Genomic DNA, 26415 nt, shown 5'->3' on the forward strand with positions numbered 1-26415 from the left:
TTTCGTGGCTCCAGTGGCAGCGACGTATCCTCGTGCGTTGGGAATACTACACCGCTAATTTCCTGGGCTTTGTACAACTCGCCTGTACCCTCATCCTGCTAAAGCAATTTTGAGACAGGTTCTAGTACAAATCGCTCATCACGTCAGTCAGCATACAGCGGGGATACATCGGCTTGATGATGTCGATATCACCGCCGAGGATTACCCACAACGTGTGCTTTGTTTCATGATAATCGCGGATGCAATTACGTATTTTGATCTGTGAACTGTCTCCGGGATAGGTTGTCGCAATGGACTCAGAAGTCACTATTTTCGTGTTGCTTCCATGCTTGGTTTTGAAAATGGCGTATGGTTCAAACGCAGCTTCCATCGCCTGATTGGTGATTATTATACAGGGAATCGAATCAGCCAACGATCGAGTCTTGACCCTTGCTAACGGCAGAGAAGCGTTTGTTTCCTGCGTGACTTGCGGTGAGATGTTATTCTTGATCACCTCAGGGACGGTGCCACTCACCGGTGTTTGAGCTGTCACCGCCACCGCGAGCAACAGGGTGCTTCCAACAAATCTCGTCCATATCATATTTGGCTCCTTATCTGTTCCTTATCGGGAGCAATCATTTCCGTCTTGTATCCAAAATCAATTGACTGTTGTCTTTCTCTGAATCAGCCCAAGGGAGATTAGAGGGCCATACGCTTCTTGGCACAGACCAGGGCTCGTCACTGACATACCGGAGGTTTCCAGAGTCTCGAAAGATGAATTGGCAACGAATCAATTGAGTTCCGTATACGTCATCCTCAGCCGCGGTCCGGTCCGAAATCTCTGCCAGCAGGCTATGGTTGTTTCGCACCTTCAAAGGAATAAATGACACGGTGACGGTGAAGGTATCTCCCTTGAGGTAAGGCTTACCGATTTCCGCTGATCCGGTTAATAACTGTACACTCTGTCCACGATAAGCCAAATCGTATCCCTCTGGCAAATCTCGGTTCGCCTTGAAATGATATGACAGTACGGCCGTATCACCAATTCGCACAGACGTGCTACCATCAATTTCGTAATCACACAACGACCAACTCGATAATGATGGTGTTTGTTGCATAATAAAATGATCTCGCGTATAGAATGTCACGGGGAGTGGTTCGCAGTCTTGCGTTGCATTTGGTGACGGTCCGAGTGCGGTCAACCGACCATCTTCGTCAAGACACCACTCGAAAGAAACCCCATTTAAGTAGAACACGGCGTAGTCTATGTTTAGTCCTTCCGGCCGTAGGTAAAGAAGAACGGTGCTCCGCCCTGAGGTTAAAGGAATGAAACGTAAGGTTACGGAGAATACATCTCCATTCCTGTGGCTTCCGTTCCAGTAGAAGACAGAATCACTCAACAGTGTGATTGCCTTTGAGGAGTAGGCGACTCGGATCGGCCAAGATCCTATAGGACCTGCTTCTTCTCTCACGACAGTAAGTGTGCAATATACCACTGCAGTGTCCAGTCCTTGGGGCAACTGTTCAAAGCTGAACTTACCAAAGAACGGCCAGTTACGGCCGTCGGGATGATCCCCATCGCTTGACATGTGTGATTCAAATTGCTGTTGTATCTGACCAAGGCTGAGATCGCTACAACACAGCAACAGCAGCGAAAGCAGTACACGCTTCATCGTGCAGTTCCTCCATCTGTGCCGGCGTCTTCCCGTACCAAGATTGACGGCCTTGGTTCCCGAAGCCGCCGTCTGCCCACCACCACCAACGCACCACGCCTCTTTGACCTGCCATGTACCTGCAAGCACCACATAGGTAACCATCATCAATAACCGTTGCATAGTTCACTCTTTCATATCTCTCCGCAACAACTCCTACTTCCTTGATGTACCGACCTTCATCTCCGTATTGTTTGCCACGCTGTCGGCCCAGGGGTAGCTCCGTGGTAGGGCGCTCGCAGGAGCCGACCATTGGCCTGTACCAACATACCGCAACCGCCCCGCGTCGTTAAATGAGAAGCCGAATCTGATGGTCTGGTGACGGTAGCCGCTGTCTTGAAACACGCCCAGGTCCTGTACAATCACTGATATTCCATGATCGTCCCGCACCGGTCTCGGGATAAACGAAACACGCAAGTGCACCGAATCACCTTTTGCCAGCGCTGTCCGTAGATTCGCTTCCGACGATAACAACTCACAACTTTCGCCAACCAAGTCTATGTCGACTCCTTTCGGAAGGTCGTGGAGCACTTTCAGATTGAACAGCACCGTACCCGTATCGCCTACGAGGAGGGGACCTTCGTTGCTAATCTCGTAGTCGAATGGGTATCGCTCAGTCTCAACTCGGGTCGACCGAATACGAAATTGATCGTTTTTGAAAAAATAGGCTCCCGATCCCGCGCAGTCGACAGGCTTCCCCTCGGAACAGCCGAGATATTCGAGTTCTCCGTCATCGTTCAGGCACCATTCAAACGATACGCCATTAACCAAGTATATGAAATTGTCAAGTATGCTATCCACCGGCTGCCAGAAAAATGCAATTGAAGCTATTCCTGACGTGAGTGGTATGAACCGAATAGTCCCTGTAAGAGTTGTGCCGAGTTCATGCCCCCCTCTCCAATAAATCACGGAATCGCTGAGAAGGGTAGTTGTCGCTGGGGAGTACGCTACCCTGATTGGCCACACCTTGCGCTGCTCAAGAAAGTCTTCCTGACAAACTACCAGTTCAAAATCAGCAACAGCAGTATCAAACGATCTGGGTACCTCTCTGAACTCAAACTTGGCATAGAAGGGCCGGTTTCCACCAAGCGGGTGATCGCCCCACTGGGTCTTGCGTGCTTCAAACGACCCTCCAACTTGGGAGGCCACAGGCACTGCCAGCAAGAACGCAAGCGTCATAGTTATAAACTTCTTCATAATTCGCCCGTCACTTCCTGGACTTTCCTGGTTCACGAACACACGATCTCGCCGAACTGGTACTACTCTTGGTGCAACCATGCTGTGCAGTGGTCCGCTTACAGTAATCCGGAGGCACGATAAGAGAATAGCTCTGGAATATGGCGCAAATGCCAGTGCGTAGGGTTCCGAAGGCGGTATTGTTGTACCAACTCGACCTCGGTGACTGCACGCGCACGAGTCTCTCAGCGAAATCCCGCAGTGTCCACGTCTTCGCTGTATCGGAGTAGTTCTGTATACATCCTAGAATTATTGGCATCATTAGCGAAGGGGCTCTCACAGAGTCATCATCTGGATTGACTCGCCGTTCGGGATGCGAATTGTCGTCGTAGAGGTCCAGTAGGATACTCCCCACTGCGCCTTCGACTATTTCTCCTGCCGTGTTGTATTGTGGGTAACAACTTGGTCCTTTCCACCAGTCATTCGTTTCCCACGTCCGGACACCACAAACGCGATCCCCAACCAACTCCGGGATCGTGCTAACAGCCTGAATGAAGCAGGCAAACCCCTCGTCGAATGCGAATAACTCGTCTGTGACCGAGTATGTATAGTGTGGAAGAGTATCGAATGGCGAAGCAGGGCGCACGACACTACCCTGTAACTGGTAGTTGAGTTGATGTCCAATCTCATGACAGATTGTCTGGACTGGGTAGTTATTCTGTCGAAATTCGATCCAGGACGTGTCAGGATTTGCGGCCGTGTTGAGGCGCCATACCGCTTGGGAGACAGTGTTGGTGGAGTCGAAACCGATATATATTTTCGCCAGCGTCACTCCATAAATCCGAAACAACGAATCAGTCGTGTATAAGTCTCGGCTGAGGCGACTTGCAGCATAGAATGCGGTATTTCGGGCGAACGGGACAGGAAGGAGACTGTCGACCATTGTAACATTGATCGTACGACTTGCCGTTCCGGCAACTCCAGTACCGTGATTACCTTTGATGGGCAAGGTCGAACCTCTCCTGTATATAGGGAAAAGCGAACCGGTCTGCGCAGTTGTAAATCGATAAATGAGCATGTTCGTCGTACTGGGGATCCGAACCGAATAGTGACCCGACGCATCAGTTGTCACGTCAGTCGCAAGATTGGTTGTGTCATTGCCAGAAACTTTGGCCACATCAAATCTGTAGAACGGCATCACCTGGTCATAGTCGGGTTCGGCAGTGTACTCTCTGATCTCGATACTCCCGGTCAAGTCCACCGTCCACCGCAGAAGCAACGGCGTCGTGGAATTACAGGTCCATGCAAGCAGGTCCTTGGGCAACAGATTGTTGGGATCAAGTTTCACAAATACGTTCATATCCCCTGAATGGGGTCCCGCGACAGTGAATTGCCCGTCAGCATAGTTGTTGGAACCGATGACACCGTGAAATCGAACACTATCGTTTGGTGGTCGAGCGTTGCAATCCTTTGGTGTGTAATTCAGGAAACAGTCGAACGGATAGTTCCATGGTGCGTTTAGGAATAGCGTGTCCGGGCCATAGTTCCTTACGCGGAATGCTATATTGGCGCTGGCATTTGGGTAGGGTGTAGTGGTTGTAACACTCTCGAGTCTGAAATCCCATTCATAAGGCGTATATGAAAGAGATATCCTCACTGGATTCACAAAGTATGGCCAGTCTGGCTGGCAGTTGTCTATTCTTTCAAATCCAACGAGAAGCACAAAACGGTTCTTGCCGGGATTATAATAGTAACCGTCCTCTGCGAAGCCTGATCCATTGCTGTTGACGTCGAGCACGATCCTCGCGTCCGTAGATACACGTGAACATCCTGATAGGGGTCTGTGGGCTCGACGCTGACATCGATATACCCAGGGTTGGCGAAGAAGAAATACTGTACGACTGGATAATTGCAATTGGTAATTGAGATAGTGAAACTCTTCGTTACCGAAGACAACATCTGCCTAGGTTGAAGATAGATGGAATCGTTCAACGGGCTGGCCGATGATTGTACCTGTGCCGAATACGCTTTGCTTGCAGCCGAGTCCATATCCCCGGCTAAATATCTGAGCAAGCTTTGCTCGGAACCTGGCGGCCCTACGTTGACCGATGCCGTGTTTGGTCCCGCGATGACAGGACTTGCATTCCCGGGACCAGCTAACCAGACTTCTGCCAATGCAATTATGATAAGCAAGGACATTTTGGTTTTGGCCATCATATACCTCCCATTCTGAAAACCTGCTATTGCCCGAAAATACTCACTTTGCACGAAAGCGGCATGGCAGAATACTCATCCCATGTTCACTCGGGGCTCGATGGGGCGGTCCCTCCGCCTCTCGGGTCCCTCACCCATTATGACATGAATGTCTACAACTCTGTTGAATGTGTCAAGTGAAATATAGTGCCGTGTATCCCCGAATACCACGGGCACAACTCTCAGAGTGTGGGAAAACGTTGACTAGAACCGCGAGATGGCCAACGTCCAGGTCTCGCAGGATTCGCCCCCCTTGTACCGGATCTCGGCCCGCCAGAACTGCGCATCCTCACGGCCGCAGACACCGGCCCAGGTGTATCTGATCTCTTCGGTCAGGCTGCCGCTCTGGACCGAGGACTTGACCTCGGCGCAGCCGTCGGTATAAAGATACAGATCGTAATCTACCCCCGGTGGCGGCACGAGGACGAGATGCATATTGAACTGCTCCGGCTGTCCGGGCACGCAGGTCGCATTACAGTCGAGCGTCAGAAACTGTACGAACCGCTCACCTCGTTCGAGCACGTAAATGGTCGGCGATGAACAACTGGCCTCTTCGGCATAAAACTGGCCGACATAGACCGGCTGAGCACATATTGGGTTGCTGTCAAGGAGCACTTCACAACCGTTGGACTGGTTACCATCACAATCAACATAGCCCGCACTGCATTTGGTGCAGCAATTTTGTGACGGCGGAGATCCTTGGAAAAACAGATAGTCGACCTGAGCCGACAGATCGCTGATATCAAGCCCGCCACTCGCGTCCCAGTCCCCCACGCAGTCGATTGGGATTGGGCGCGGACCGGAGAAAAACAAAAAATCCACCGTGTAGCTGAGATCACCGATATCGATCGCCTGGCTGGCGTCAACATCGCCGCACGTCAGCGACTGGGCGAACGTCGCCGGTCCGGCAGACAACGCACAAATGCCCGCCGCCAGCAGGATCCCGGCCCAACACCGTACGGACAACAAACTCACAAATCTGCGCCTCTCATCGAACGAGAATATGCCACAGCAGCCCGCGAAGGGTCATCCCCGTAATGAATCCACATCCCGGCTGCGCTGATAAACCGGTAAATATGGCTGCATGTAATATACGATACAACGGCGACCCGACGCAAGCCTGTCCCGGGGCGGTTACCGCAATTAACTGAATGCTCCGTCCCTTTCAGCCCGTTGTGCTGTTTTCGCAATGCTTCATTCCCTATTTGTCCCTACGGGGGAAATTCATGTATCTTATCCCGAAACCAACATGCTACATCCGGAATCGAAACAGAGCGCCGAAAGTCCGTCGGCGGAAGACACAATCGCAGCGATCATCACGCCTCCCGGAGAGGGGGGAGTCGCCGCGCTCAGACTGGCGGGTCCACGAAGCCGAGCCATCTGCTCTCGTCATTTTCGGTCGACATCGAAAAATCGTTCCCCCTGGCGCCCGTTCGTCATGCGGTACGGCCACTTTCACACGGCCGAAAGTACTGTTATCGACGAAATCATGGTGGTCTATATGCCCGCCGGTCGCTCGTACACCGGCCTCGAACAGGTCGAGCTGTTCTGCCACGGTGGCCGACAGGTGGTGCGCCTGATCCTCGATGAACTGCTTCGCTCCGGTGCCCGTGCCGCCGAGCCCGGAGAGTTTACCAGACTGGCGTTCGAGAACGGGCGGATCGACCTCGCCCGTGCGGAGGCGGTCGCCGAACTGATCGCCGCTAACACCATGTCAGCGTACCAGGCATCACGGGAGCACCTGCTGGGAGCATACTCGGAGCATATTTCGATGCTCCGGGACCAGTTGGTGAGAATCATGGCTGAGTTCGAGTCGATGATCGACTTCCCTGACGAAGAGATTCCGCAGATGGAACAAACGCAACTGACCACGCAGATTGACGACATTGCGGCCAAGATCAGAACTCTGCTTCAGAGCTATGCCGGCGGTCGTATCATTAACGAAGGGTTCAGAATCGCGATTGCAGGACGGCCGAATGCCGGCAAGTCTTCGCTATTTAATCTTCTGCTCCGCCAGGAACGAGCACTTGTGAATCCACGACCCGGCACTACGCGCGACTATCTCTCCGAATGGGTCGAGCTTGGGGGGGTTGCTGTTAACATCATCGACACCGCCGGGCTGAGACAAGGGGGGGGAGCGATAGAGCGACTTGGCCAGAAACGAACCAAGGAAATCATGCGCGAGTGCCACTTGGTCATCTGGATGGTGGACATTTCGAAAGCAGGTTGGGTAAAGTCACTTGATAATGACGTTAAGGCATTGCCAGTGAACAACATAATAATTGTAGGCAACAAGATCGATCTGCTTGGGGAAAAGCAAGCACATAACAACTTGTCCAACAACGAGATAATATTCATGTCGTGCTCAAAAAAATCAGGGTTCAAGAATCTCGAAGCAGCTCTGGTAAAACGAATTGCCGATCAGATGCCGGACATGACAGCTGGGCTGGTGGTGACATCGGCTCGGCATAAGCAGAAGCTGAATATTGCCTTACGCTCGCTGATAGATGTCCGAAAGAAGACGGTTGCGGGAGATTCCCCTGAGATCGTGGCGTTCAGCATTCGGCAGGCAACCAACGCACTCGATGAAATAACAGGAAGATTGTACACCGAAGAGGTTCTCGGTCATATATTTGGCAAATTCTGTATTGGCAAGTAGACAACAAAGTGAACGATAGACCAGTAAAGGGACCCTGGTACACCCGGCGGTCTAACATCTGCCGCAATCGGTTTCACGTGAAACCGCACTCCTGACGGGTGAAGGGCGGAACCGTTCACGCAAGATATCGATCCGAAGAAAGCATGAATCATCCTGAATTCGACATAGTGGTCATTGGCGGCGGCCATGCGGGAGTGGAAGCGGCGCTCGCGGCGGTCCGCATGGGTCAGACGGCCGCTATCGTGACCATGGACTCAAAGCGGCTGGCCCTTATGTCCTGCAACCCGGCGATCGGAGGGATCGGCAAGTCTCAACTCGTGAAGGAACTGGATGCGCTCGGCGGTCTTATGGGGGAGGCCATCGATGCCACCGGCATACAGTTCCGTCGGCTCAACCTCTCGCGCGGTCCGGCTGTATGGTCTACCCGGGCCCAGGCGGACCGGATCGCTTACAACCAGTATGTCGTCGATTTCGTCGCCAGGCAGGAACGCCTTGAGGTGATCGAAGCTTTAGCCGGCGAGATACTCGTTGAACAGGGAAGAGTGACCGGTATTCGCACGGAGTCGGGCGAGCTCATTGGATCAAAAGCGGTGGTGGTGGCCACCGGTACGTTTCTCGGAGGACTGATTCATATAGGGGAGAAGAAGATAGCGGCTGGGAGAATTGGCGAGAACGCGGCATATCGGCTATCTGATTCGTTCCGAGATCTTGGCTTCGAACTTGGCCGTCTAAAGACCGGGACACCTCCGCGTTTGGATGGCGACAGTATCGATTGGTCGAAATGCGAGATTCAGTCTGGTGAGAACCCAATCCCGTACTTCTCGCATCGTACGCGTTACAGGGAATTTGCGCAGACGCCGTGCCATTTGACGAGCACAACCTCGGGAACGCGAGAGATCATCTCGGCCAATTTCAAGCGCTCGCCCATCTTTTCCGGTCAGATTCAATCCCGCGGACCGCGTTACTGCCCATCAATCGAAGACAAGTTCTTTCGGTTCGCGGACAAAGAGAAGCATCATATCTTCCTTGAGCCGGAAGGGAACGGTACCAACGAAGTCTATCCGAACGGCTTTTCAACGGCACTTCCTGAGGAGGTCCAGCATGCCGCGATACGAACGGTGGTCGGGCTGGAGAATGTCCGGGTAACGCGGCCCGGGTATGCCGTCGAATATGACTACTGTCCCACTCATCAGATCAAGCCTTCGCTTGAGACCAGGCGTGTGCGGGGGCTATTTTTCGCCGGACAGATAAACGGGACTTCCGGCTACGAAGAGGCTGCGGCACAAGGTATTATGGCAGGTATCAATGCTGTCAGATACCTTCGATATGAGCCCCCATTTATACTCGACCGCTCGGAGGCATACATAGGTGTCATGATTGATGACCTGGTTACGCGGTCGACCACCGAGCCGTACCGGATGTTCACCTCGCGGTCAGAATACCGGCTGGCGCTTCGAGAGGACAATGCTCGTGACCGGTTGTCCGCCTATGCCGACCAGCTCGGATTGATTCCTTGCAGTGAACATGACGAATTCGAACGTCTACAAAGCAAGACGGCAGCAGAGATCAAACTCCTCGCCAAGACGCGGCTGCGCAATACAAGTCTTGGGAGTCTTGGTGAACGGATTCGTAAGAGCGAAACAGTCAGCCTGGCGGATCTGCTTCGGCAACCGGGCATCGGGATATCTGAGCTGATTCCAATACTGGCCCAATTCGACGGTCAGTTCTCTAAAGACCCGCAAGTCCTCGAGCGGGCCGCCATTCAGATTCGATATGAGGGGTACGTGGAGAAACAGGAGCGTGAGATCGCAAAGTTCAAGAAGCTGGAGGGAGAGTTGATACCGGACCTGTTCACATACGATAGAATCTCAGGGCTCCGTAACGAAGCCCGGGAGAAGTTCACTCGGTTCCGGCCGTCATCGCTCGGTCAGGCCGGACGGATCGAGGGGATCACCCCTGGCGACGTGGCGGTGCTCTCGGTCCATCTCAAGCGGTTTAAGACCTCGCGCTCGTCCGAGCTTCGCCCCAGCTGATATGGCCTCCCCGCTCACACTCGATATACAGGCTCTGTTGGAACGGTCCAGTCCCGCACACCGGCTGGACCAGTATTTCAAACTTCTGATGCAGGAAAATCAGAAGGTAAACCTGGTTTCACGTGAAACATCCCGCGCGACCTTCGATCGAATCGTGGCCGAATCTCTATTCCCATGCGACCATCTCGACCTTCACGTGGGACCTTTTCTCGATATTGGTTCGGGAGGGGGAGTGCCGGCCATTCCGCTTCTTCTGTCTGGTCGAGTTTCCGGACCCAGCGTCCTGGTCGAGCGAACGCAGAAAAAAGCGGCGGCGCTGGATCGCATTGCCGATGAGCTCGGCTTGTCGGTCCGCGTTATCGACCGTACATTTGAAGATATCAGGCTTCACGATCGATTCGAGCTGATCACGCTATCTTATGTGAAGTTGACCGCTCGCCTTCTTGAAAAGATCCTCGCCGCTCTTTCACCGGAAGGCACATTCGTCTATTACTCCACTCCGGATTTCAAACCAGCGCAATGCCGGCATGAGACGATTTCTTTCATCGTGAAGGGGGACACAGTGGTACGTTCATTCACCGTTTTCCGTACGAACTAAGTGTTGGCCGTACTTTTTTGTTGCGTCCAATCACGCGTAACGGTAGAATGGTCAATTACCTGACCGAGTAGCGACAAGGAGTGTAGCTTGGCCAAGATTATCGCGATAGCCAATCAAAAAGGCGGAGTCGGCAAGACCACCACGGCGGTCAATCTGTCATCCTGCCTGGCCGCGGCTGAGAAAAAAACTCTCCTCATTGATATGGATCCACAGGCGAATTCGACGAGCGGCGTTGGCTTGGACAAGAAAGCAATCGACAGGTCAATATATGATGTCCTGATAGGCGCCAAGGCGCTGCCAGAGGTGATTCACGCCACCGAGCTCCAGTATCTCAACATAGCGCCATCATCGATATCATTGGTGGGAGCGGAAGTCGAGTTGGTGGGGATGCTGTCGCGCGAGACTCGGCTTAAGAGCGCGCTTCGGCCGATCAGTGATCAGTATGAATATGTTATCATCGACTGCCCGCCGTCACTCGGCCTCCTGACCATCAATACGCTCACCGCCGCCGACTCCGTGATCATTCCGATCCAGTGCGAGTATTACGCGCTCGAGGGGTTGGGGCAATTGATGAACACCGTCAAGCTCGTGCAGCAACACCTGAATCAGTCGCTGCAGATAGAGGGCGTGCTGTTGACGATGTTTGACGGCCGTTTGAATTTGTCAAAACAAGTGTCCGACGAAGTTCGCAAGCATTTCGCAAGCAAGGTGTACAATACCGTGATTGCACGCAATGTCAGGTTATCCGAGGCGCCGTCATTCGGCAAGCCGATCATTCTGTACGACGTGCTCTCATCGGGTGCGGAGAATTACATGGCGCTGACAAAAGAGGTAATGGCGCGATGAGCAAGTTGGTGCTGGGGAAAGGGCTCGGAGCGCTGATTCCGACCGACGAGGGTGCCGCCCCGCAGGCGGAACAATTCAAAATGGTATCGATCGATGAGGTAACGCCAAATCCGATGCAGCCGCGGCACGATTTCGATCCGGAGCGGCTGGCTGAACTGGTGGCATCGCTCAAGCAGAACGGCATGATGCAACCGCTGGTGGTGCGAAAGGGGGACACCGGGTTCACGATTATCGCAGGGGAACGGAGACATCGCGCTGCCGTAATGGCTGGCCTGCAGGAAATCCCGGTGGTGGTGATGGAGGCGGCCGACGATGTCCGCATGCTGGAGCTGGCGCTGGTGGAGAATATCCAACGCGAGAATCTCAATCCTCTGGAATTGGCTTCGGCGTATCGCAAACTGATCGACCAGTGCGGGCTGACACAAAACGATCTGGCGACGCAGCTCGGCAAGAGCCGCACGGCCGTGACCAACACGTTGCGACTGTTGACGCTTCCACCTGCAATTCAACAAATGATACGAGCCGGTCAGCTTACCGAGGGGCATGCGCGGGCGATACTGGGGCTTCCGAATGAGGCTGCCATGACGGAAATGGCGCAGCGGATCGTGGAGGGGTCGCTGTCTGTCCGCCAGGCGGAACAGGAATCGACCCGGACCCGGCGGCGAAAACTTGTACCTAAACGCAAACTTCCCGCGCTGAGCGAGGTAGAAACATATTTGAAGCGGCTGTTGGGAACCTCGGTCAAGATCGTGCCGGGGCTGAAGCGGGGGCGGATCGAAATTGAGTATTACGGCGACGATGACTTGGATCGCCTGTTTGAGCTGTTCAAAAAGATAGAGGGATGAGAATCGTACAAAGTAAGTATGTGACGGTCATGCTGGTGCCCGACGGTACCGAAGCGCGTCTCAACTGGCGAGTCCGCTGGTTGTACGTGCAGATCGGCGCTGCGGCGCTCATTCTGATCGTGATAGGGATCGTATTGTTTTTCATATTCTACGGCCAGATGGCTACGAAGGCGGCGCTGGCCGAGCGATTGAAGGCTGAAAACGAGGATCTGCAGCGATACCGCTTCAAGGTGAAGCTGCTTGAGGACAATCTCGTACAGGTGCGCGATATGGTCACCAGACTCACCAAGCTTGCCGGTATCGATTATCAGTTTCCGGACATCCCGGACGACTCCACGCTGTTCGCTCAGATGGAACAGGGTGCGCCGGCGATCCTGCCGCGAATGTCCGGCACGGATGACGACTGGCCATCCGGACTGCCGCTCCAGGGATTCCTCAGCCGTGGTTTTCAAATCGAGGACTCCAGCCAGTACCATCCGGGACTGGATATCGCCTGCGCAATTGGTACGCCGGTACTTGCCACCGGTGCCGGACAGGTGACGTTCGCCGGAGTCGATTCAGTGTACGGCAACATGGTGGTGATCAAAAACAACGACAGCGTGATGACCGTGTTCGGTCACAATGAGCGGCTCCTGGTGCGGCTGGGCCAGAAGGTCCAGGTGGGGAGCCGCATTGCGTTGTCAGGAAACAGCGGCCGAAGCAGTGCGCCGCATCTCCATTACGAATTACGAATCCATAACCAACCCATAAATCCGTTGGAAGACCAGTATGATCAAGAAACCCTTCAATAACGAGGTGGACGGTCTCATGAACACGATTATCGGCAAGGACACCCTGATCACAGGCACAATAGACGTGAAAGGGGCGTTGCGTATCGACGGGACGGTCAAGGGCAAAGTGATCTGCAACGATTGCGTGACGATTGGCAGCACCGGAGTGGTGGAAGCCGACATTGAGTCGGTTGCTGCCGTGATTGCCGGTCATCTCATTGGTAACGTGGTGACCTCCGACAAGATCGAACTCCAGGCCAAATGCGAAATGGAGGGAGATATCAAGACCAAGTCACTCGTCATCGAGCAGGGAGCTCTCTTTTGCGGCTCCTGCAACATGAAAAACAGCGGCCGCTCCGACCTTGGTTTCCTGCCGCCCGAAGAAAAGCGGGACTCCAAGAAGGACGAGATCTTCTCGACAGACACAAAAGGGTATAAGCCGTAAGTTTCACGGCTGTGGACAACCACCACTAACTGTGGATAATGATATAAGCTATTGTAAGACAATAGCATAAATTGTACGCAACATCGCCTGAACAGGTCATTTATCCACACTCCGTCAGTACCGGTTTCTTATTGCGCGGCTATCAGTTAGATGGCTCTTGTGAAGTGATTCATTATTACAGGCGGTTTTTACACTTGCCAGTGGGGACGAGTGTGGATACCACTTCGAGAGAAAGCCGCTTTCCAGGAGAAATTGGGTACTCGCATCGTAAGCTTTTGAGATGGTGGGGAGCGCTCGCGCTTCGTATACTTGGCTCCAACAATTTGAAATGACCACACTTAGGGTGAGTCACCCTGATTTGACGTGAGTACAATCTCATGACAACCTTGGTGATAACCGGAGGAATAGATGTCCGTAACAGAAACGAAATCAGATCTTCAAGCAGTCGAACACCTGAATCAATCATACGAACGCATCCGCAAAGAGATCGGCAAGGTTATCGTTGGACAGGATAAAGTAATCGAGCAGTTGCTCATCTCGCTGTTGTCATCGGGACACTGTCTGCTTGTTGGCGTGCCAGGGCTGGCCAAGACGTTGCTGATATCAACGTTGGCGCGAGTGTTGAATCTGAAATTCAATCGTATCCAGTTCACACCGGATCTGATGCCTTCGGATATCACGGGAACTGAGTTGATCGAAGAGGACCAGACCTCGGGGCGTCGCCAGTTCCGATTTGTTAAGGGCCCGGTGTTTGCCAATATCATTCTGGCCGATGAGATCAATCGCACGCCACCCAAAACTCAGGCGGCTCTGTTGCAGGCGATGCAGGAACACGAGGTGACCGCGGCCGGGCAGACGTACAAACTGGAAGAGCCGTTCTTCGTACTCGCCACGCAAAACCCGATTGAACAGGAAGGGACTTACCCGCTTCCGGAAGCGCAGCTCGACCGGTTCATGTTTAACGTGTTTGTGGATTACCCGTCGACGAACGAAGAGCAACAGATTGTGAAGTCCACCACAACGGTGCTTAGTTACGATTTGCAGAAGATACTGTCGGCTGAGGATATTGTCGGATTTCAGAGACTGGTGCGGCGGGTGCCGGTGTCTGACCATTTGGTGGAATATGCGGTTGACCTCGTGCGGGCGACACGCCCGAAAGAGCCGCAGGCGCTGGAATTCGTGAAGAACTGGGTGAACTGGGGTGCCGGACCGAGAGCTTCGCAGTATTTGATTCTTGCGGCGAAGACAAAAGCGATTCTGGAGGGACGCCCCACGCCTGGACCTGAGGACGTGCGGTTTGCGGCGTACCCGGTGCTACGGCATCGAATCGTCACGTCGTTCAACGCCGAGGCCGATGGCGTCGACACGATGGAGATCATCAAGCGGACATTGGAGACGGTGAAGGAGAAGGCGTGAAAACGAGTCACCGCATCATATTCGGCGATTCGCGAAGTATGTCGCTTGTTGGAGACAAGTCCGTTCATCTCATAGTCACGTCGCCGCCGTACTGGCAACTCAAGGATTACGGTGCAAAGGAACAGATTGGGTTCGACGACTCGTATGAAGACTACATTAACAATCTGAATCTAGTGTGGCTGGAGTGCCACCGAGTTCTTCACGATGGTTGTCGCCTCTGTATTAACATTGGGGACCAATTCGCACGCTCAGTTTATTACGGGAGGTACAAGGTCATTCCGATACGAACGGAGATTACCAGGTTCTGCGAAACTGTGGGATTCGATTTCATGGGCTCGATCATTTGGCAAAAGGTCACTACCTGTAACACGACCGGCGGGGCGACTATCATGGGTTCATTCCCCTACCCACGCAACGGTATTGTCAAGATTGACTACGAATTCATCCTACTGTTCAAAAAACACGGCACGGCTCCCAAGCCAACTCTCGAGGCCAGGCGGCGATCGAAGCTCACGACGGAGGAATGGAATCAGTACTTCAACGGTCACTGGAATTTCGCCGGAGAGAAACAATCCGAACATATGGCCATGTTTCCAACGGAATTGCCTCGACGATTGATCCGCATGTTCAGTTTCGCTGGAGAGACCGTTCTTGATCCGTTCCTTGGGAGCGGAACGACGTCGCTGGCCGCAATGCGCCTGGGTAGGCAGTCAATCGGATACGAGATAAACAAGGAGTTTGAGAAACCGATCCGTTCCAAACTTCGAAGTGATTCTGATCTCTTTACGATGGGCAATGTCGTTTTTGAGGAAGACATAAGAAGAGTCCCAACAGAAGCGTTTAGGAAACTGCCATATCTTTTCGTCGATCCATTGAAGCTTGATAAGAAGGTGGACCCGAAAAAACTGACATTCGGCTCCAAGCTGGATCGCAATACACCAGTGCGGAGTGACTTGTACAGTGTGGAGGAGATTATCTCACCGAACCTCATTCGCCTGGAAAACGATTTGATCACTCGTTTGCTGGGTGTAGCGCCGCTCAAGGACAAGGAACAAGAGGCGGTCAGTTTCTTGTCGAAAAAACTAAAGGGACAAAAGGTGTCGCTGAAGTTTGACGAATTAAAACACGATGGTGATAATCACCTCATGGTGTATATGTTTCTGAAGAACAAAACGTTTCTGAACGCGCATTTGATAAGATACGGCCTTGCCACGTTGGATAAATCAACGCCGATTAGCAACAAGGTTCTTCTGAAGCTTGGGGGATAGCGGAATGTCCAAGGAGTGGATTCTCAATTCGGCGACCAATCGTTTCCAGCTGAATTTCAAGCGTAATGTGGGCCCGACTTCCTTAAGCATACGGGCTTGCCAGCCGCGGTCACTGAAAGAGTGGGAAGAATACTACTACAAGAATGTCTACGGAAGAGAACACCTTGTAGAACTTGGCAAGAAGTTGCACGTGAAAATCACCGAAGTCCTTGCGGCTGAGATCACCGAGGTAACCGAGCAGGATTGTATCGACTACATTATCAACCTGGTCATCAATCGGACATATGACGGCTATGTCACCGAAATCAAGACCGTGTACGGACAGTTGCAGGAAATTCTCAGGGTTGAGATTAAGCCTGCTTCCGACGAATGGGATCGGCTGTACAATGTCGACTTCTTCATTCCTGTGAAGGACAGGTTTATTGGTCTTCAAATCAAACCGGCGGGTGATACTGCTCATATACCACAGATATTCAAAGAGCATCAAATTCAACAGAGAACCCACGAGGAGTTCACAGCTAAATTCGGCAGCCGTGTCTTTTATGTTGTATCGATTACAGAGGGCAAAGGGAAAAAGATCTGTAATCCTGAGGTTGTCGCCGAGATACAAGCAGAGATCGCTCGATTGGAGGCCAGATGACCACGTCCGTTGATGTGTTCGAACAATTCCGTCTCTCCAACCTTCCCCCTTATGCCAAGCTGTTTGTGGGATTGTTTACGGCGCTCATGCTGCTGGTCTGTTTCTATGCAGTCTGGATATTCTACGAGCGGAAAGGGAAAGTCACACCAGAGACGCCGCTTCCCGAATATCTACAACTCAAGTCAACGGTGCCGGTGAAGCAGTTGCCGAGCGACGTTCGGCAGGATATCAACGAGATGCTGACCGACTCGCAGGCGGTACTGGCACCCAAATGGGATTCGGAGAGCGCGGGACGAGAGCGCAGAATCGACAGCGCCACCGCTGCCGCAATCGCGCGCAAGGCGATGCAGCCGAACGACGAGCAGCGGGAACATCGACGGTTCTCCCACAATCTCGGCCTGGCGCACACGCATATCAACGGGCAGACGCTGCTGTTCTTTGGGATTGGGCTGGTGTTTCTGTTTTCATCGGCTTCGCCGAAACTCAAGAAGATTCTGTATTGGGTGTTCGGAGTCTCAATCGTCGCGCATGCGATTGGCCTGACCGGGCAGGGGTACTATCGGCTGTTCGATGATCTCCTGGCCATCAGTGGGTTGGTCTTGCTTGTAGTTATTGCATACATGAGCTTTCTCATATTCGTTGATCTCAGCCGCCGTCCCTCCAAGGAATAGATGTCATCCCGTCAATCTCAGAGCAGCCCATTCGTTATCGCCACCCACGGCGGCGCCGGGACGATACGCAGGAAAGAGATGACGCCGGAAAGAGAGTCCGGTTATCGAAACGGCCTCAGTGAATCACTTGCTGCCGGATACGAGATACTCGCACGCGGCGGTTCGGCACTCAATGCCGTAGTCGAGGCGGTGGTTGTGATGGAAAAGAACCCCCTGTTCAACGCCGGCAAAGGGGCGGTGTTCACCCACGAAGGGACCAACGAGCAGGATGCGTGTGTCATGGATGGAGCTACGCGCGCAGTTGGCGCGGTGGCGAACATAAAGCGAATTGCCAGTCCGATAACTCTCGCGCGGTTGGTGATGGAAAGGAGCAAGCATGTGCTTTTGGCCGGGGATGGCGCCGAAGCGTTTGCGGTCACGAACGGTATCGAACTTGTCGAGCCATCGTACTTCTTCACACAGCATCGCTGGGACCAACTGCAGCAGGCCCTAAAATGGGAAGAGGCAAATCAAGCAGTGACTGTTCGGCTGGATCACTCCGATGACAAGGATAAGGGGACAGTGGGCGCGGTGGCGCTCGACAGCCACGGCAATTTGGCGGCGGCGACCTCGACCGGTGGGATGACCAACAAGCGGTACGGCAGGATCGGCGATACCCCGATCGTGGGGTCCGGGACTTTTGCGGACAATGCTACGTGTGCTGTTTCTGCTACAGGCGTTGGGGAGTTTGTTATCCGGGCGGTGTTGGCGCATGATATTGCGGCGATGATGATGTACAAAGGGATGAGTCTGGCCGAGGCGACCAACATAGGTGTGATGGAGAAACTAACTGCGATTGGCGGCAGCGGCGGAGTGATAGCGATTGATCGACTCGGCAATATCGCCATGCCGTTCAACAGTGAGGGGATGTACCGCGGGTATAAGACAGCCGATGGACGCGAAGAGATCGCGATATTCAAGTAGGTCGGGTTCCGCGTCCGCTTCGGACAAGAAACCCGACAGAGTGTGCCGATTATGAACACCGACTACCGCCGATATCTCGAACCGGAAACGGTCTCCAAACTCAAGGGGATGGAACTGCGCGCCCGCATGGTGGTGGAGGGGTTTATCGCGGGACTGCATAAGTCACCATATCATGGCTTCTCAGTGGAATTTGCGGAACATCGCCAGTATATGCCGGGAGACAATATCCGGGATATTGACTGGAAACTGTACGCCAAGTCGGACCGGTACTATATCAAGCAATACGAAGAGGAGACCAATCTCAAGGCGTATCTCCTGCTCGACTGCTCCCGTTCGATGGCGTACAGGTCGGCGGCACGGGTCAGCAAGCTGGATTATGCAGGTATGCTATGCGGCGCGCTGTCATACATGATGCTTCGCCAGCGCGACGCCGTGGGGCTGGTGACATTCGACCAGAAGATTCGCCGGTATATCCCGCCACGTTCCAAGAGTGGGCACCTGCATGTACTTTTGAACGAGATCGCCGGGCAGACGCCGGCCGATGTCACCGACGTTTCGGTCGCACTTCACGAGATGGCGGAGCGGATCAAACGGCGCGGGCTGGTGATTGTCATGTCCGACCTGCTGGACGATGCCGAGCGGATTGTCTCGGGGCTGAAGCATTTCCGGTACAACAAGCACGAGATTATTGTCTTTCACATTCTGGACCCGCGCGAGCGGGATTTTGCGTTCGGCCAGGAGGCGGTGTTCAAAGACATGGAGACCGGCGAAGAGATTACCACCATGCCGTATCAGATGAAGCGGGATTTCCAGAAGCAGGTGAAGGCGTTCGCGACTGAGATCGAGTCTTCCTGCCGTCAGTCCAATATCGACTATCATCCGATCGACACCAACACCCCGTTCGACAAAGCGCTGTACGCGTTTTTGGCGAAACGGGAGCGGTTGTATTAGGCTGGCTCTGCCGGCAAAGCAGTTGCAAGCATTATTCCTGGTCGGCAAACCCCTGTTCAATACCTGAACAGATTTGCACAGAGCGTTGAGGCCAAGCATGGATCAAAACTATTGCGGGCTAAGACGATAGCTTTTCTGACACTGGCAGATTTCCCTTCCCCGACAATGGCACGGACTTTGCTTTTTGGCTAGGTGGCATTACCGAAAGATAGTGCCAGCTAAGTTAGACCTGCCCCTGGTTGACCCCCAGGGGTTCTTTTTTGGCTCGAAGGGGGTTATTCCACCTATCTTCCCCGGAATCAAAAACATTGACACCCCCTTCGCCGAACCTATACGTTCCCAACTGCTATGAACCTGATTCTCAAACGGATAGCCCTGATGGCACTGATCGTTTTGGTAGCGGTCGGTGCATATTACTTCTATGACAAGAACCGAGTGCGTGGGCAGTCTGAAAAGCTCGCGCAAATAATTCACGACGAGGACCGAAGGGAGTTCAGCGCTCGCCTGAAGGGGTATCTGGCTGACCCAAATGTGGAGATTCGCCGCCGGGCGGCTCTGGCGGTCGGGCGAATCGGTGATAAGCGAGGTTCAGAACTGCTGTATACCCTCGTGATGGATAGCTCGCTAGATGTGGCCGGTGCGGCCGCGTTCGCATTGGGACTTATGCAGGACCGTCGGTACGCCTCGAAACTTATTGAAGTGGCAATCGACCTGCCCGGCGCCGTTGCGGCATCGGCTGTCGAAGCGGCCGGACGTCTGACCGACAGCAGCATGACCGAAATGCCGGACCGGATCGCGCGGTTTCTGGAGGACCCCTCACCGGAGGTGCGTGAGGCTGCCTGCAACGCGCTGTTTCTGTGCCGAGCGAAAAGCAAAGCCGCGGAACTGGTTAGTTTGGCCTCGACCGAGACGGACAGTTTAGTGAAAGAGCGGGCGCTGTACGCACTGGCTCGGATGGGGGCGCCGGAAGGGGAACGCATTTATGTCGAGTCCCTCGCCGATGCCGACCCCGCTGTGCGAGCCTGGGCGGTGCGTGGGCTGGGGGCGGTGAGTTCGCCCGAGGCCGAGCATTATCTGGCTATCGCGCTGAACGATATCGATGCCGGTGTCGAGGCACAGGCAATTAATGCACTTGCGAGCAAAGCTTCGTCACAAACGGCCGGACATCTGGCACGGAAACTGGGAACGGTCTATGACGAGAAGATAGTTGTCGAGATTTTCAATGCCCTGCAAAAGTTGAAAAGCGACCAGGCGCAACTTTCGGCCGAGACGATACTGTTCACCGAGCCCTCGGACAATGTCGCCGCGGCGGCGATCAAGTATTTGGCGGCGATCCAGGGGGACCGGGCGGTTAACCTGGTAGATTCAATCCTTACCCGGAAACCATCGCCAATCATCCGCGATGCATGTGTGGAAGCGTACGGTCTTATGAACCAGCCAAGTGTGGTATCAAGGGTGGCAGTCTATTTCGGCGATGAGGAGCCGTCGGTGCGTAACGCCGCGCTCGATGTGCTGGCGAAGCTCGACATGAACAATCTTGATTTCCATATCAACAAAGCGTTGGTCGACCCGGACTTTTCGGTGGTGGTGAACGGCATCGAGAAGATCAAGGAGCAGAAGCTTACATCGTTCCTGCCGACACTGAAAAACCTGATGGCGAAAGGAACGTCGATAAATCCGGATATTCGACGTTCGATAATCGAGGCGCTGCCGGTGTTTTTCAACACGCTCGGCCAGGACAGCGCGGTGGTGAGACTTCTGATCGACGGTATCCTGGACAAAGAGTACGTGGTGCGGCTGGCCGCGGCGAAAGTGTATGACGACGTTCGGCAGGAGGACCGCTACAAGCAGGTGCCACCTTCGACAACCCGAATAGCCGAGGCAGACATTCGTAAGGCATTCGACCGGTTCGCGATGCTGAACCCCTCAGCTACGATCATAACGTCCAAAGGGCCGATCGAACTCGAGCTCTTGTTCGATGTCACCCCTCTGACCGTGCTCAATTTTATGTCGCTGGCCAAGACAGGGTTCTACAACGGGCTGATATTTCATCGTGTTGTCCCGGGCTTTGTGATCCAGGGGGGTGACCCCCGCGGTGATGGCTGGGGCGGGCCAGATTATTATATTCGCGATGAGTACAGTGAGCATCCGTACGAGCGCGGGACGGTGGGGATCGCCACCTCCGGCAAGGACACCGGAGGCTCGCAGTTTTTCATAACGGTCGCGCCCCAGCCGCATCTGAACGCCCGGTACACCGTTTTCGGAGAGGTGCTCACGGGCATGGACATAGCCGACCAGATCGTGCCCGGTGATACGATACAGAAAATCATTATCAGAGAAGGTAAGACATGAGAATAGCGAGTCTGACATATCCGCTCGTGGCACTGTCCTCTTTCGTCATTGGACATCCAGCGGCTGTTGCCCAACCACCGAGCGGGATCGATCCAGAGGCGCTGATTGAGCAGATTCTGATTGTCGATAGCACTCAACGCACCGAACTGCGCGATGTGGTGTTCCAGACGGAGCGAATCGACGGCGAATACAACGACAAGGAGGAATTCAAGGAGAAAGCGCGCTGGATCAAGAAGACGTTTATCAAATACCTCCCTGATACCGCGCTTTTCAAAGAAGAAGTCCTTGAGTTGACCAAAGACGGGAAATTGAAATCGGCCGAAGATCGGGATAAGGAGTTCGCCACTCAACTGGAAAAGAAGAAACGCCGCAAAGGGTTCGATGTGTCACTCAATATGGTGCGACCGTTCTTCCCCAGGTACCGCGCGTTGTACGAGATAACCTATCAGGGCGTTGACCCCAACAAATATGCCGATCGGATCTGCCATCACTTTACGGTCACGGCCAAAGAAAAGGCCGATTCGCTCATCAACGGCGAATATTATTTCGAAGCGGAGAATTTCCACCTGGTTCGCGTGGAGTTCGAGCCGGCCAAGCTGGTGCGGTCGACCATGTTCAAGATGAACCGGCTGCACATGACCCTCGATTACACTCCTACCCCTGAGGGCTTTTGGCTTCCTAAGGAGTTTTCGATACGAGGCAAAGCGAAGGCGATGTTTTTCATCGGTGTCCAGATTGCATCGCGCGAGTACTATAAAAATCCCCGTATCAACAGCGGGATCAAAGATCAGTTTTTCGAGGTCGGCCATGACGAATGAACAACCATTCAAAACCAAGGTGGTGCGGGTGCCGGTTCCGGACGGCGTGAATCTCATTTTCGGGCAGTCGCATTTCATCAAGACGGTGGAAGACCTGTACGAGGCGCTGGTGACGGCGTCAATGGGTCTGAAATTCGGGGTCGCGTTCTGCGAGTCCTCGGGCAAGCGGCTGATCCGATCTGACGGCAACGATCAGGAGATGATCGAATTGGCCGAGCGGGCGGCGTTCGATGTCGGCTGCGGCCACTCATTTTTTGTGTACGTTAAGGGCGGCTTCCCGATCAACGTGTTGAATCGCGTGAAGGAGGTGCAGGAGGTCTGCCGGATATATTGCGCCACTGCGAACCAGCTTCAGGTGATTGTGGCCGAGACCGAACAGGGGCGAGGCGTGCTGGCGGTAATCGACGGCGAGCCGCCGCTGGGGATCGAGACCGACGAGGACAAGAAGGAGCGGACAGCGTTCCTGCGGAAGATTGGGTATAAGCGATAGCAGGCAGGCCCACCGCAAGCCTTCGTCTACACTCAGGCCGGCGGCGGTGGAGTACCCCTGTGAATCTGGTTAGTAATTTCAACACGAATATCGAGATTGCTTCGCCGCCGCGAAGCGCGGCGTCTCGCAATGACTAACATTGAATATGAGGACCAACATGCGGTTTGAATTAGAACGATCCAAAACAGAAAAATTGATTATCGAAGATAACGAATTTAAGGGTCGGCAACTCGTTACGCTTCGCATTTACTTCCTTGCGGACAACAACGAATGGCTCCCAACCAAGAAAGGGGTCACGTTTCGCCGCGAGCAACTTGATGAAGTTCTCGATGCGCTTCACAAGATTCGGGCGCAGTAGTCATTCGGCCCACCGCAAGCGATGGGGCACCCAACTGTACTACTCGTGACATGTTAGTTTTCACCTCGGACAAGGAGCGGCTGCTCAGGCATTTCCGCAAGGACCCAGTCCTGTTCGCCTATCATATTGGTGATCTCGACGACTTCTACTTTCCTGACACACAATGGGCGGTTATCTACAATGTGACGGCCAAGGTCGAGGATGTCGTGCTTACGTACTATGGTGGGAAAATTCCGACTATTCTTGCGTTCGGGCTGACAGAGAGATTCGAGCAATTGCTCGATGAGTTGCTGGAAATATCACCAAGGCAATTTTATGTACACTATCAGCAACGCTCACATGCATCCCTCGCGAGGCGGTACACGATCACGCCTCTGGGGACGCACTGGAAGATGCACCTGAAAAACCCACCGCAAGCGGTGGGGTACCCTCTTGAACGGTTCGCACAGCAAGCTGTGCGGCACCCGGAGGAACTGGGAGTCGACGTAAGACAATTGGACAGCTCGCATGAGCCAGAGCTTCTGTCGTTGTACAATCGAAGCTATCCGGGCAATTATTTCAGGCCGAGGATGCTTCAGAGCGGCAAGTATTTCGGGGCGTTTGATGGTGATCGACTGGCGGCAGTGGCGGGTGTGCACGTGGATTCTGCCGAATATAAGACGGCGGCGCTTGGGAATATTGTGACCGATGAGGAGTATCGCAGGCGCGGGCTGGCCTCGATCGTGACTGGTCACCTGTGTGAAGAGCTGATTTCGGAAGGGAAGCTGGTTTCATTGAACGTGAAAGCGGACAATCATCCGGCGATCCGGTGCTATGAAAAGCTTGGATTTGTGAAGACGCATGAGTTCGAGGAGGCGCTGTGCGAGCTTGTCTGACAGGATATTACTCTGAATGCACCTCATAGATTACATAATCATCGCCGCCTACCTGGCCGTCCAGATGGGCATTGGCATAGTAAAGCGAATCAGGCATGACAGCTCGGCGGCCGACCTGATTATCGGTGGGAGGATGCTCACCCTGCCTTCGTTTGTGGCAAGTCTGGTCTCCACGTACTACGGCGGCATATTGGGGGTCGGCGAGTACAGTTACCGGTATGGGCTCTCCAACTGGCTGGTGCTGGGGGTACCATATTATGTCGCGGCAGCTCTGTTTGCGCTGTTTCTGGCCAAAAAAGCGCGCCAGTCCGAACTGCTGACGATTCCAGACAAGCTTGCCACCGTCTACGACAACCGGGTGGCAGTGGCCGGAGGGGCAGTCATTTTCTTCATGGCCGTGCCGGCAGCTTATATCCTGATGATTGGCTCCATCTTCCGCCTGCTGTTCGGCTGGCCGTTCTGGCTGGGGGTGATTGCCGGGACACTTTTCTCAACCGTGTATGTCTATCTCGGTGGGTTCAGGGCGCTGGTGCGCAACGACCTGTTTCAGTTTGCTCTGATGTATCTCGGTTTTATCGTTCTGTTCGTCTACCTGGCCATGACATACGGCGGATTCGAATTCTTGCAGGAACGACTGCCACAGACCCATCTCACCTGGCATGGTGGGAAGTCGGGCTGGTATATCGCCTCGTGGTATGTGGTGGCACTCAGTACCCTGATCGAGCCGGCCTTTTTCCAGCGCTGCTATGCTGCCCGGACGCCGTCGGTGGCGAAGCGAGGAATACTCATTTCCATCGCCTGCTGGGCCGTGTTCGACTTTTTGACCACGTCCTGTGGCCTCTACGCACGAGCTATCCTCCCCGACCTTCCGGACCCAGTAGCCTCCTACCCCGCTCTTGCCCTGCAGATTCTCCCACCTGGGCTGGCCGGCTTACTGGCTGTGGCGATGCTGGTGACCGTGATGTCCACGGTCGACTCGTATTCATTCATCGCAGCTTCGACCTTCAGCAACGATATCGTCCGTCGTGTCACCAGAGGTGCAGAACAGAAGATCATGTGGTACACGCGGTGGGGTTTGGTCATTTCGACGGTCCTGGCGCTCGTCATGGCGCTGTTTTTCCGGTCGGTGATCGATATCTGGTACGCTTATGGCTCGATCGCTACCCCGGCACTCCTGATCCCGGTGCTGACCTCATTTGTTGGCAAGCGAAAGCTCACTTCCGATTGGGCGATAGTGACCATGGTTTCGAGTGGCGGATTGTCTCTTATCTGGTATCTGTCCCAGTACTGGACTGTCAGCGGCGGCCACTGGCTGGGGCTGGAGCCGATCTTCCCCGGCCTTATCGTATCACTCGTAATATTTGGTCTCGCCTCGCGCCGGGTGGCTCCCGGATTGCCTTAATCGACCCATTTTCGTATATTATTTGTTATGAGTGAACCGATCTATTTGTCCAAAGAGGGGCGGCTGAAACTCGAGGCTGAGCTCAAGCGGCTCAAGTTCGAGGAGCGCCCAAGACTGGTGGCCGAGATCAAACGGTCCCGGGAGCTTGGTGACCTCTCCGAGAACGCGGAGTATCACGCCGCTAAAGAGGCCCAGAAGCACCTTGAGCACAAAATCTCCCAGTTGGAAGAGAAGCTGTCGCGGGTCCGCTCGGTCGATATCGACAAGATACCGAACGACAAGGCATACCTCTTTTCCAAGGTGCTGGTGAAAGACGTTAGGCGAGGTGAGGAGATCCTCTATACGCTTGCCCCGGCTGAGGAAGCGGATGTGGACAACGACATTATTTCGGTAAAATCCCCGATCGGGGCGGCGCTTTTGGGGAAGGCGGTGGGTGAGGTGATATCGGTCGCCGTTCCGGCCGGCGAGATACGATACGAAATTTTGAGAATTACGCGCGAGTAGCGGGGACGTTCGGCGGCTACTGCTCTTCCTCGTAGAAATCGTCGATTGCTTCTTCCTCGAAATACTCCTCGGTGTCATCCGGTTCGATACCGGAAGCGAGATTCGCACATTCCAAAGAGCAATAGCATTCACCGGCCTGTTTGATCGGTTTGCCGTCAATCTTCTCATTACAATGGGCACAGAACATCTGATATCACCTCACTAATTGCTGCTACCGATAACGCGAGCACCGGTTCCCCGGGTTCCCAGTTCTGCTCGTCTTTCTCTGTATCCGGTAAGGCGGGCGAAAATGTTATGCCTTGGCCGAACCTTGTCAATGTTTTTTTCACCGCTTCCCGGCGGAATCGGCCGAGCCGTTTTAGCTTGCGCCGGAAATGCAAATGAACCATGG

The 26415-nt window shown here is 53.9% G+C and carries 26 protein-coding genes; 20 read left to right on the forward strand and 6 right to left on the reverse strand.

All coding sequences use genetic code 11. The features are described from left to right. Positions 1-121: 121 nt before the first annotated feature. The 5 genes from AB1644_06420 to AB1644_06440 all read right to left on the reverse strand — a co-directional run bounded on the left by AB1644_06420 (position 122) and on the right by AB1644_06440 (position 6086). Positions 122-580, reverse strand: a complete 459-nt coding sequence (locus AB1644_06420) for a C25 family cysteine peptidase (protein MEW6050681.1) — start codon at positions 578-580, stop codon at positions 122-124. 34 nt (positions 581-614) lie between these two features. Next, positions 615-1814 carry a hypothetical protein gene (locus AB1644_06425; protein ID MEW6050682.1) on the reverse strand — a complete coding sequence of 400 codons (1200 nt, stop codon included), beginning with the start codon at positions 1812-1814 and terminating at the stop codon, positions 615-617. Positions 1815-1847: 33 nt separating this feature from the next. Next, positions 1848-2888, reverse strand: coding sequence for a hypothetical protein (locus AB1644_06430; protein MEW6050683.1), 1041 nt, complete (start codon positions 2886-2888; stop codon positions 1848-1850). Between the two features lie 10 nt (positions 2889-2898). Then, positions 2899-4227 (reverse strand): hypothetical protein, encoded by a 1329-nt coding sequence (locus AB1644_06435; GenBank protein ID MEW6050684.1) that lies wholly within the window; start codon positions 4225-4227, stop codon positions 2899-2901. Positions 4228-5324: 1097 nt separating this feature from the next. Then, complete coding sequence (locus tag AB1644_06440; protein MEW6050685.1) at positions 5325-6086, reverse strand: hypothetical protein; 762 nt, start codon at positions 6084-6086, stop codon at positions 5325-5327. Between the two features lie 283 nt (positions 6087-6369). Here AB1644_06440 and mnmE point away from each other — a divergent pair, with 283 nt between their 5' ends. The 20 genes from mnmE (at position 6370) to greA (ending at position 26024) form a co-directional block, all read left to right on the forward strand. Beyond that, entirely contained in the window at positions 6370-7779 is a 1410-nt protein-coding gene (mnmE, locus tag AB1644_06445) for a tRNA uridine-5-carboxymethylaminomethyl(34) synthesis GTPase MnmE (protein ID MEW6050686.1), read from the forward strand. 143 nt (positions 7780-7922) lie between these two features. Then, entirely contained in the window at positions 7923-9812 is a 1890-nt protein-coding gene (mnmG, locus tag AB1644_06450; protein ID MEW6050687.1) for a tRNA uridine-5-carboxymethylaminomethyl(34) synthesis enzyme MnmG, read from the forward strand. A gap of 1 nt (position 9813) precedes the next feature. Further along, positions 9814-10410: an RsmG family class I SAM-dependent methyltransferase gene (locus tag AB1644_06455; GenBank protein ID MEW6050688.1), complete on the forward strand. Its 597-nt coding sequence runs from the start codon at positions 9814-9816 to the stop codon at positions 10408-10410. Between the two features lie 87 nt (positions 10411-10497). Continuing rightward, positions 10498-11256, forward strand: a complete 759-nt coding sequence (locus AB1644_06460) for an AAA family ATPase (protein ID MEW6050689.1) — start codon at positions 10498-10500, stop codon at positions 11254-11256. After that, positions 11253-12101 (forward strand): ParB/RepB/Spo0J family partition protein, encoded by an 849-nt coding sequence (locus tag AB1644_06465; protein MEW6050690.1) that lies wholly within the window; start codon positions 11253-11255, stop codon positions 12099-12101. The genes AB1644_06460 and AB1644_06465 overlap by 4 nt, the downstream gene beginning before the upstream one ends. Beyond that, on the forward strand, positions 12098-12892 hold the full coding sequence (locus AB1644_06470; GenBank protein MEW6050691.1) for a M23 family metallopeptidase: 795 nt from the start codon (positions 12098-12100) through the stop codon (positions 12890-12892). The genes AB1644_06465 and AB1644_06470 overlap by 4 nt, the downstream gene beginning before the upstream one ends. Then, positions 12870-13316 (forward strand): polymer-forming cytoskeletal protein, encoded by a 447-nt coding sequence (locus AB1644_06475; protein ID MEW6050692.1) that lies wholly within the window; start codon positions 12870-12872, stop codon positions 13314-13316. The genes AB1644_06470 and AB1644_06475 overlap by 23 nt, the downstream gene beginning before the upstream one ends. A 408-nt stretch (positions 13317-13724) precedes the next feature. Beyond that, a complete protein-coding gene (locus AB1644_06480) occupies positions 13725-14732 on the forward strand; it encodes a MoxR family ATPase (protein MEW6050693.1) in 1008 nt (335 codons plus the stop codon). Continuing rightward, on the forward strand, positions 14729-16000 hold the full coding sequence (locus tag AB1644_06485; GenBank protein ID MEW6050694.1) for a DNA methyltransferase: 1272 nt from the start codon (positions 14729-14731) through the stop codon (positions 15998-16000). Before AB1644_06480 ends, AB1644_06485 begins: the two co-directional genes overlap by 4 nt. 4 nt (positions 16001-16004) lie before the next feature. Then, positions 16005-16640 carry an MjaI family restriction endonuclease gene (locus tag AB1644_06490; protein MEW6050695.1) on the forward strand — a complete coding sequence of 212 codons (636 nt, stop codon included), beginning with the start codon at positions 16005-16007 and terminating at the stop codon, positions 16638-16640. Beyond that, a complete protein-coding gene (locus AB1644_06495; protein MEW6050696.1) occupies positions 16637-17311 on the forward strand; it encodes a hypothetical protein in 675 nt (224 codons plus the stop codon). Before AB1644_06490 ends, AB1644_06495 begins: the two co-directional genes overlap by 4 nt. Then, positions 17312-18274 carry an isoaspartyl peptidase/L-asparaginase gene (locus AB1644_06500; GenBank protein MEW6050697.1) on the forward strand — a complete coding sequence of 321 codons (963 nt, stop codon included), beginning with the start codon at positions 17312-17314 and terminating at the stop codon, positions 18272-18274. Positions 18275-18325: 51 nt separating this feature from the next. Next, a complete protein-coding gene (locus AB1644_06505; protein ID MEW6050698.1) occupies positions 18326-19225 on the forward strand; it encodes a DUF58 domain-containing protein in 900 nt (299 codons plus the stop codon). Positions 19226-19603: 378 nt separating this feature from the next. After that, a complete protein-coding gene (locus tag AB1644_06510) occupies positions 19604-21577 on the forward strand; it encodes a peptidylprolyl isomerase (GenBank protein ID MEW6050699.1) in 1974 nt (657 codons plus the stop codon). After that, positions 21574-22395, forward strand: coding sequence for a hypothetical protein (locus AB1644_06515; GenBank protein MEW6050700.1), 822 nt, complete (start codon positions 21574-21576; stop codon positions 22393-22395). The genes AB1644_06510 and AB1644_06515 overlap by 4 nt, the downstream gene beginning before the upstream one ends. Then, on the forward strand, positions 22385-22885 hold the full coding sequence (locus AB1644_06520) for an adenosine-specific kinase (protein MEW6050701.1): 501 nt from the start codon (positions 22385-22387) through the stop codon (positions 22883-22885). Before AB1644_06515 ends, AB1644_06520 begins: the two co-directional genes overlap by 11 nt. Before the next feature lie 157 nt (positions 22886-23042). After that, positions 23043-23243, forward strand: coding sequence for a transcriptional coactivator p15/PC4 family protein (locus tag AB1644_06525; protein ID MEW6050702.1), 201 nt, complete (start codon positions 23043-23045; stop codon positions 23241-23243). 50 nt (positions 23244-23293) lie between these two features. Continuing rightward, positions 23294-24118 (forward strand): GNAT family N-acetyltransferase, encoded by an 825-nt coding sequence (locus AB1644_06530; protein ID MEW6050703.1) that lies wholly within the window; start codon positions 23294-23296, stop codon positions 24116-24118. 16 nt (positions 24119-24134) lie between these two features. Next, the gene (locus AB1644_06535; GenBank protein MEW6050704.1) at positions 24135-25520 is read left to right on the forward strand and encodes a sodium:solute symporter family protein; all 1386 of its coding nucleotides are present in this window, start codon (positions 24135-24137) and stop codon (positions 25518-25520) included. A 27-nt stretch (positions 25521-25547) separates the two neighbouring features. After that, the gene (gene greA / locus AB1644_06540; protein MEW6050705.1) at positions 25548-26024 is read left to right on the forward strand and encodes a transcription elongation factor GreA; all 477 of its coding nucleotides are present in this window, start codon (positions 25548-25550) and stop codon (positions 26022-26024) included. A gap of 16 nt (positions 26025-26040) precedes the next feature. Here the strand turns inward: greA and AB1644_06545 are convergent, their stop codons facing one another. Next, on the reverse strand, positions 26041-26211 hold the full coding sequence (locus AB1644_06545) for a hypothetical protein (protein ID MEW6050706.1): 171 nt from the start codon (positions 26209-26211) through the stop codon (positions 26041-26043). Between the last annotated feature and the right edge of the window lie 204 nt (positions 26212-26415).

This window comes from Candidatus Zixiibacteriota bacterium (assembly GCA_040753875.1).
In the GTDB taxonomy this organism is placed as follows: Bacteria; Zixibacteria; MSB-5A5; order GN15; family FEB-12; genus DATKJY01.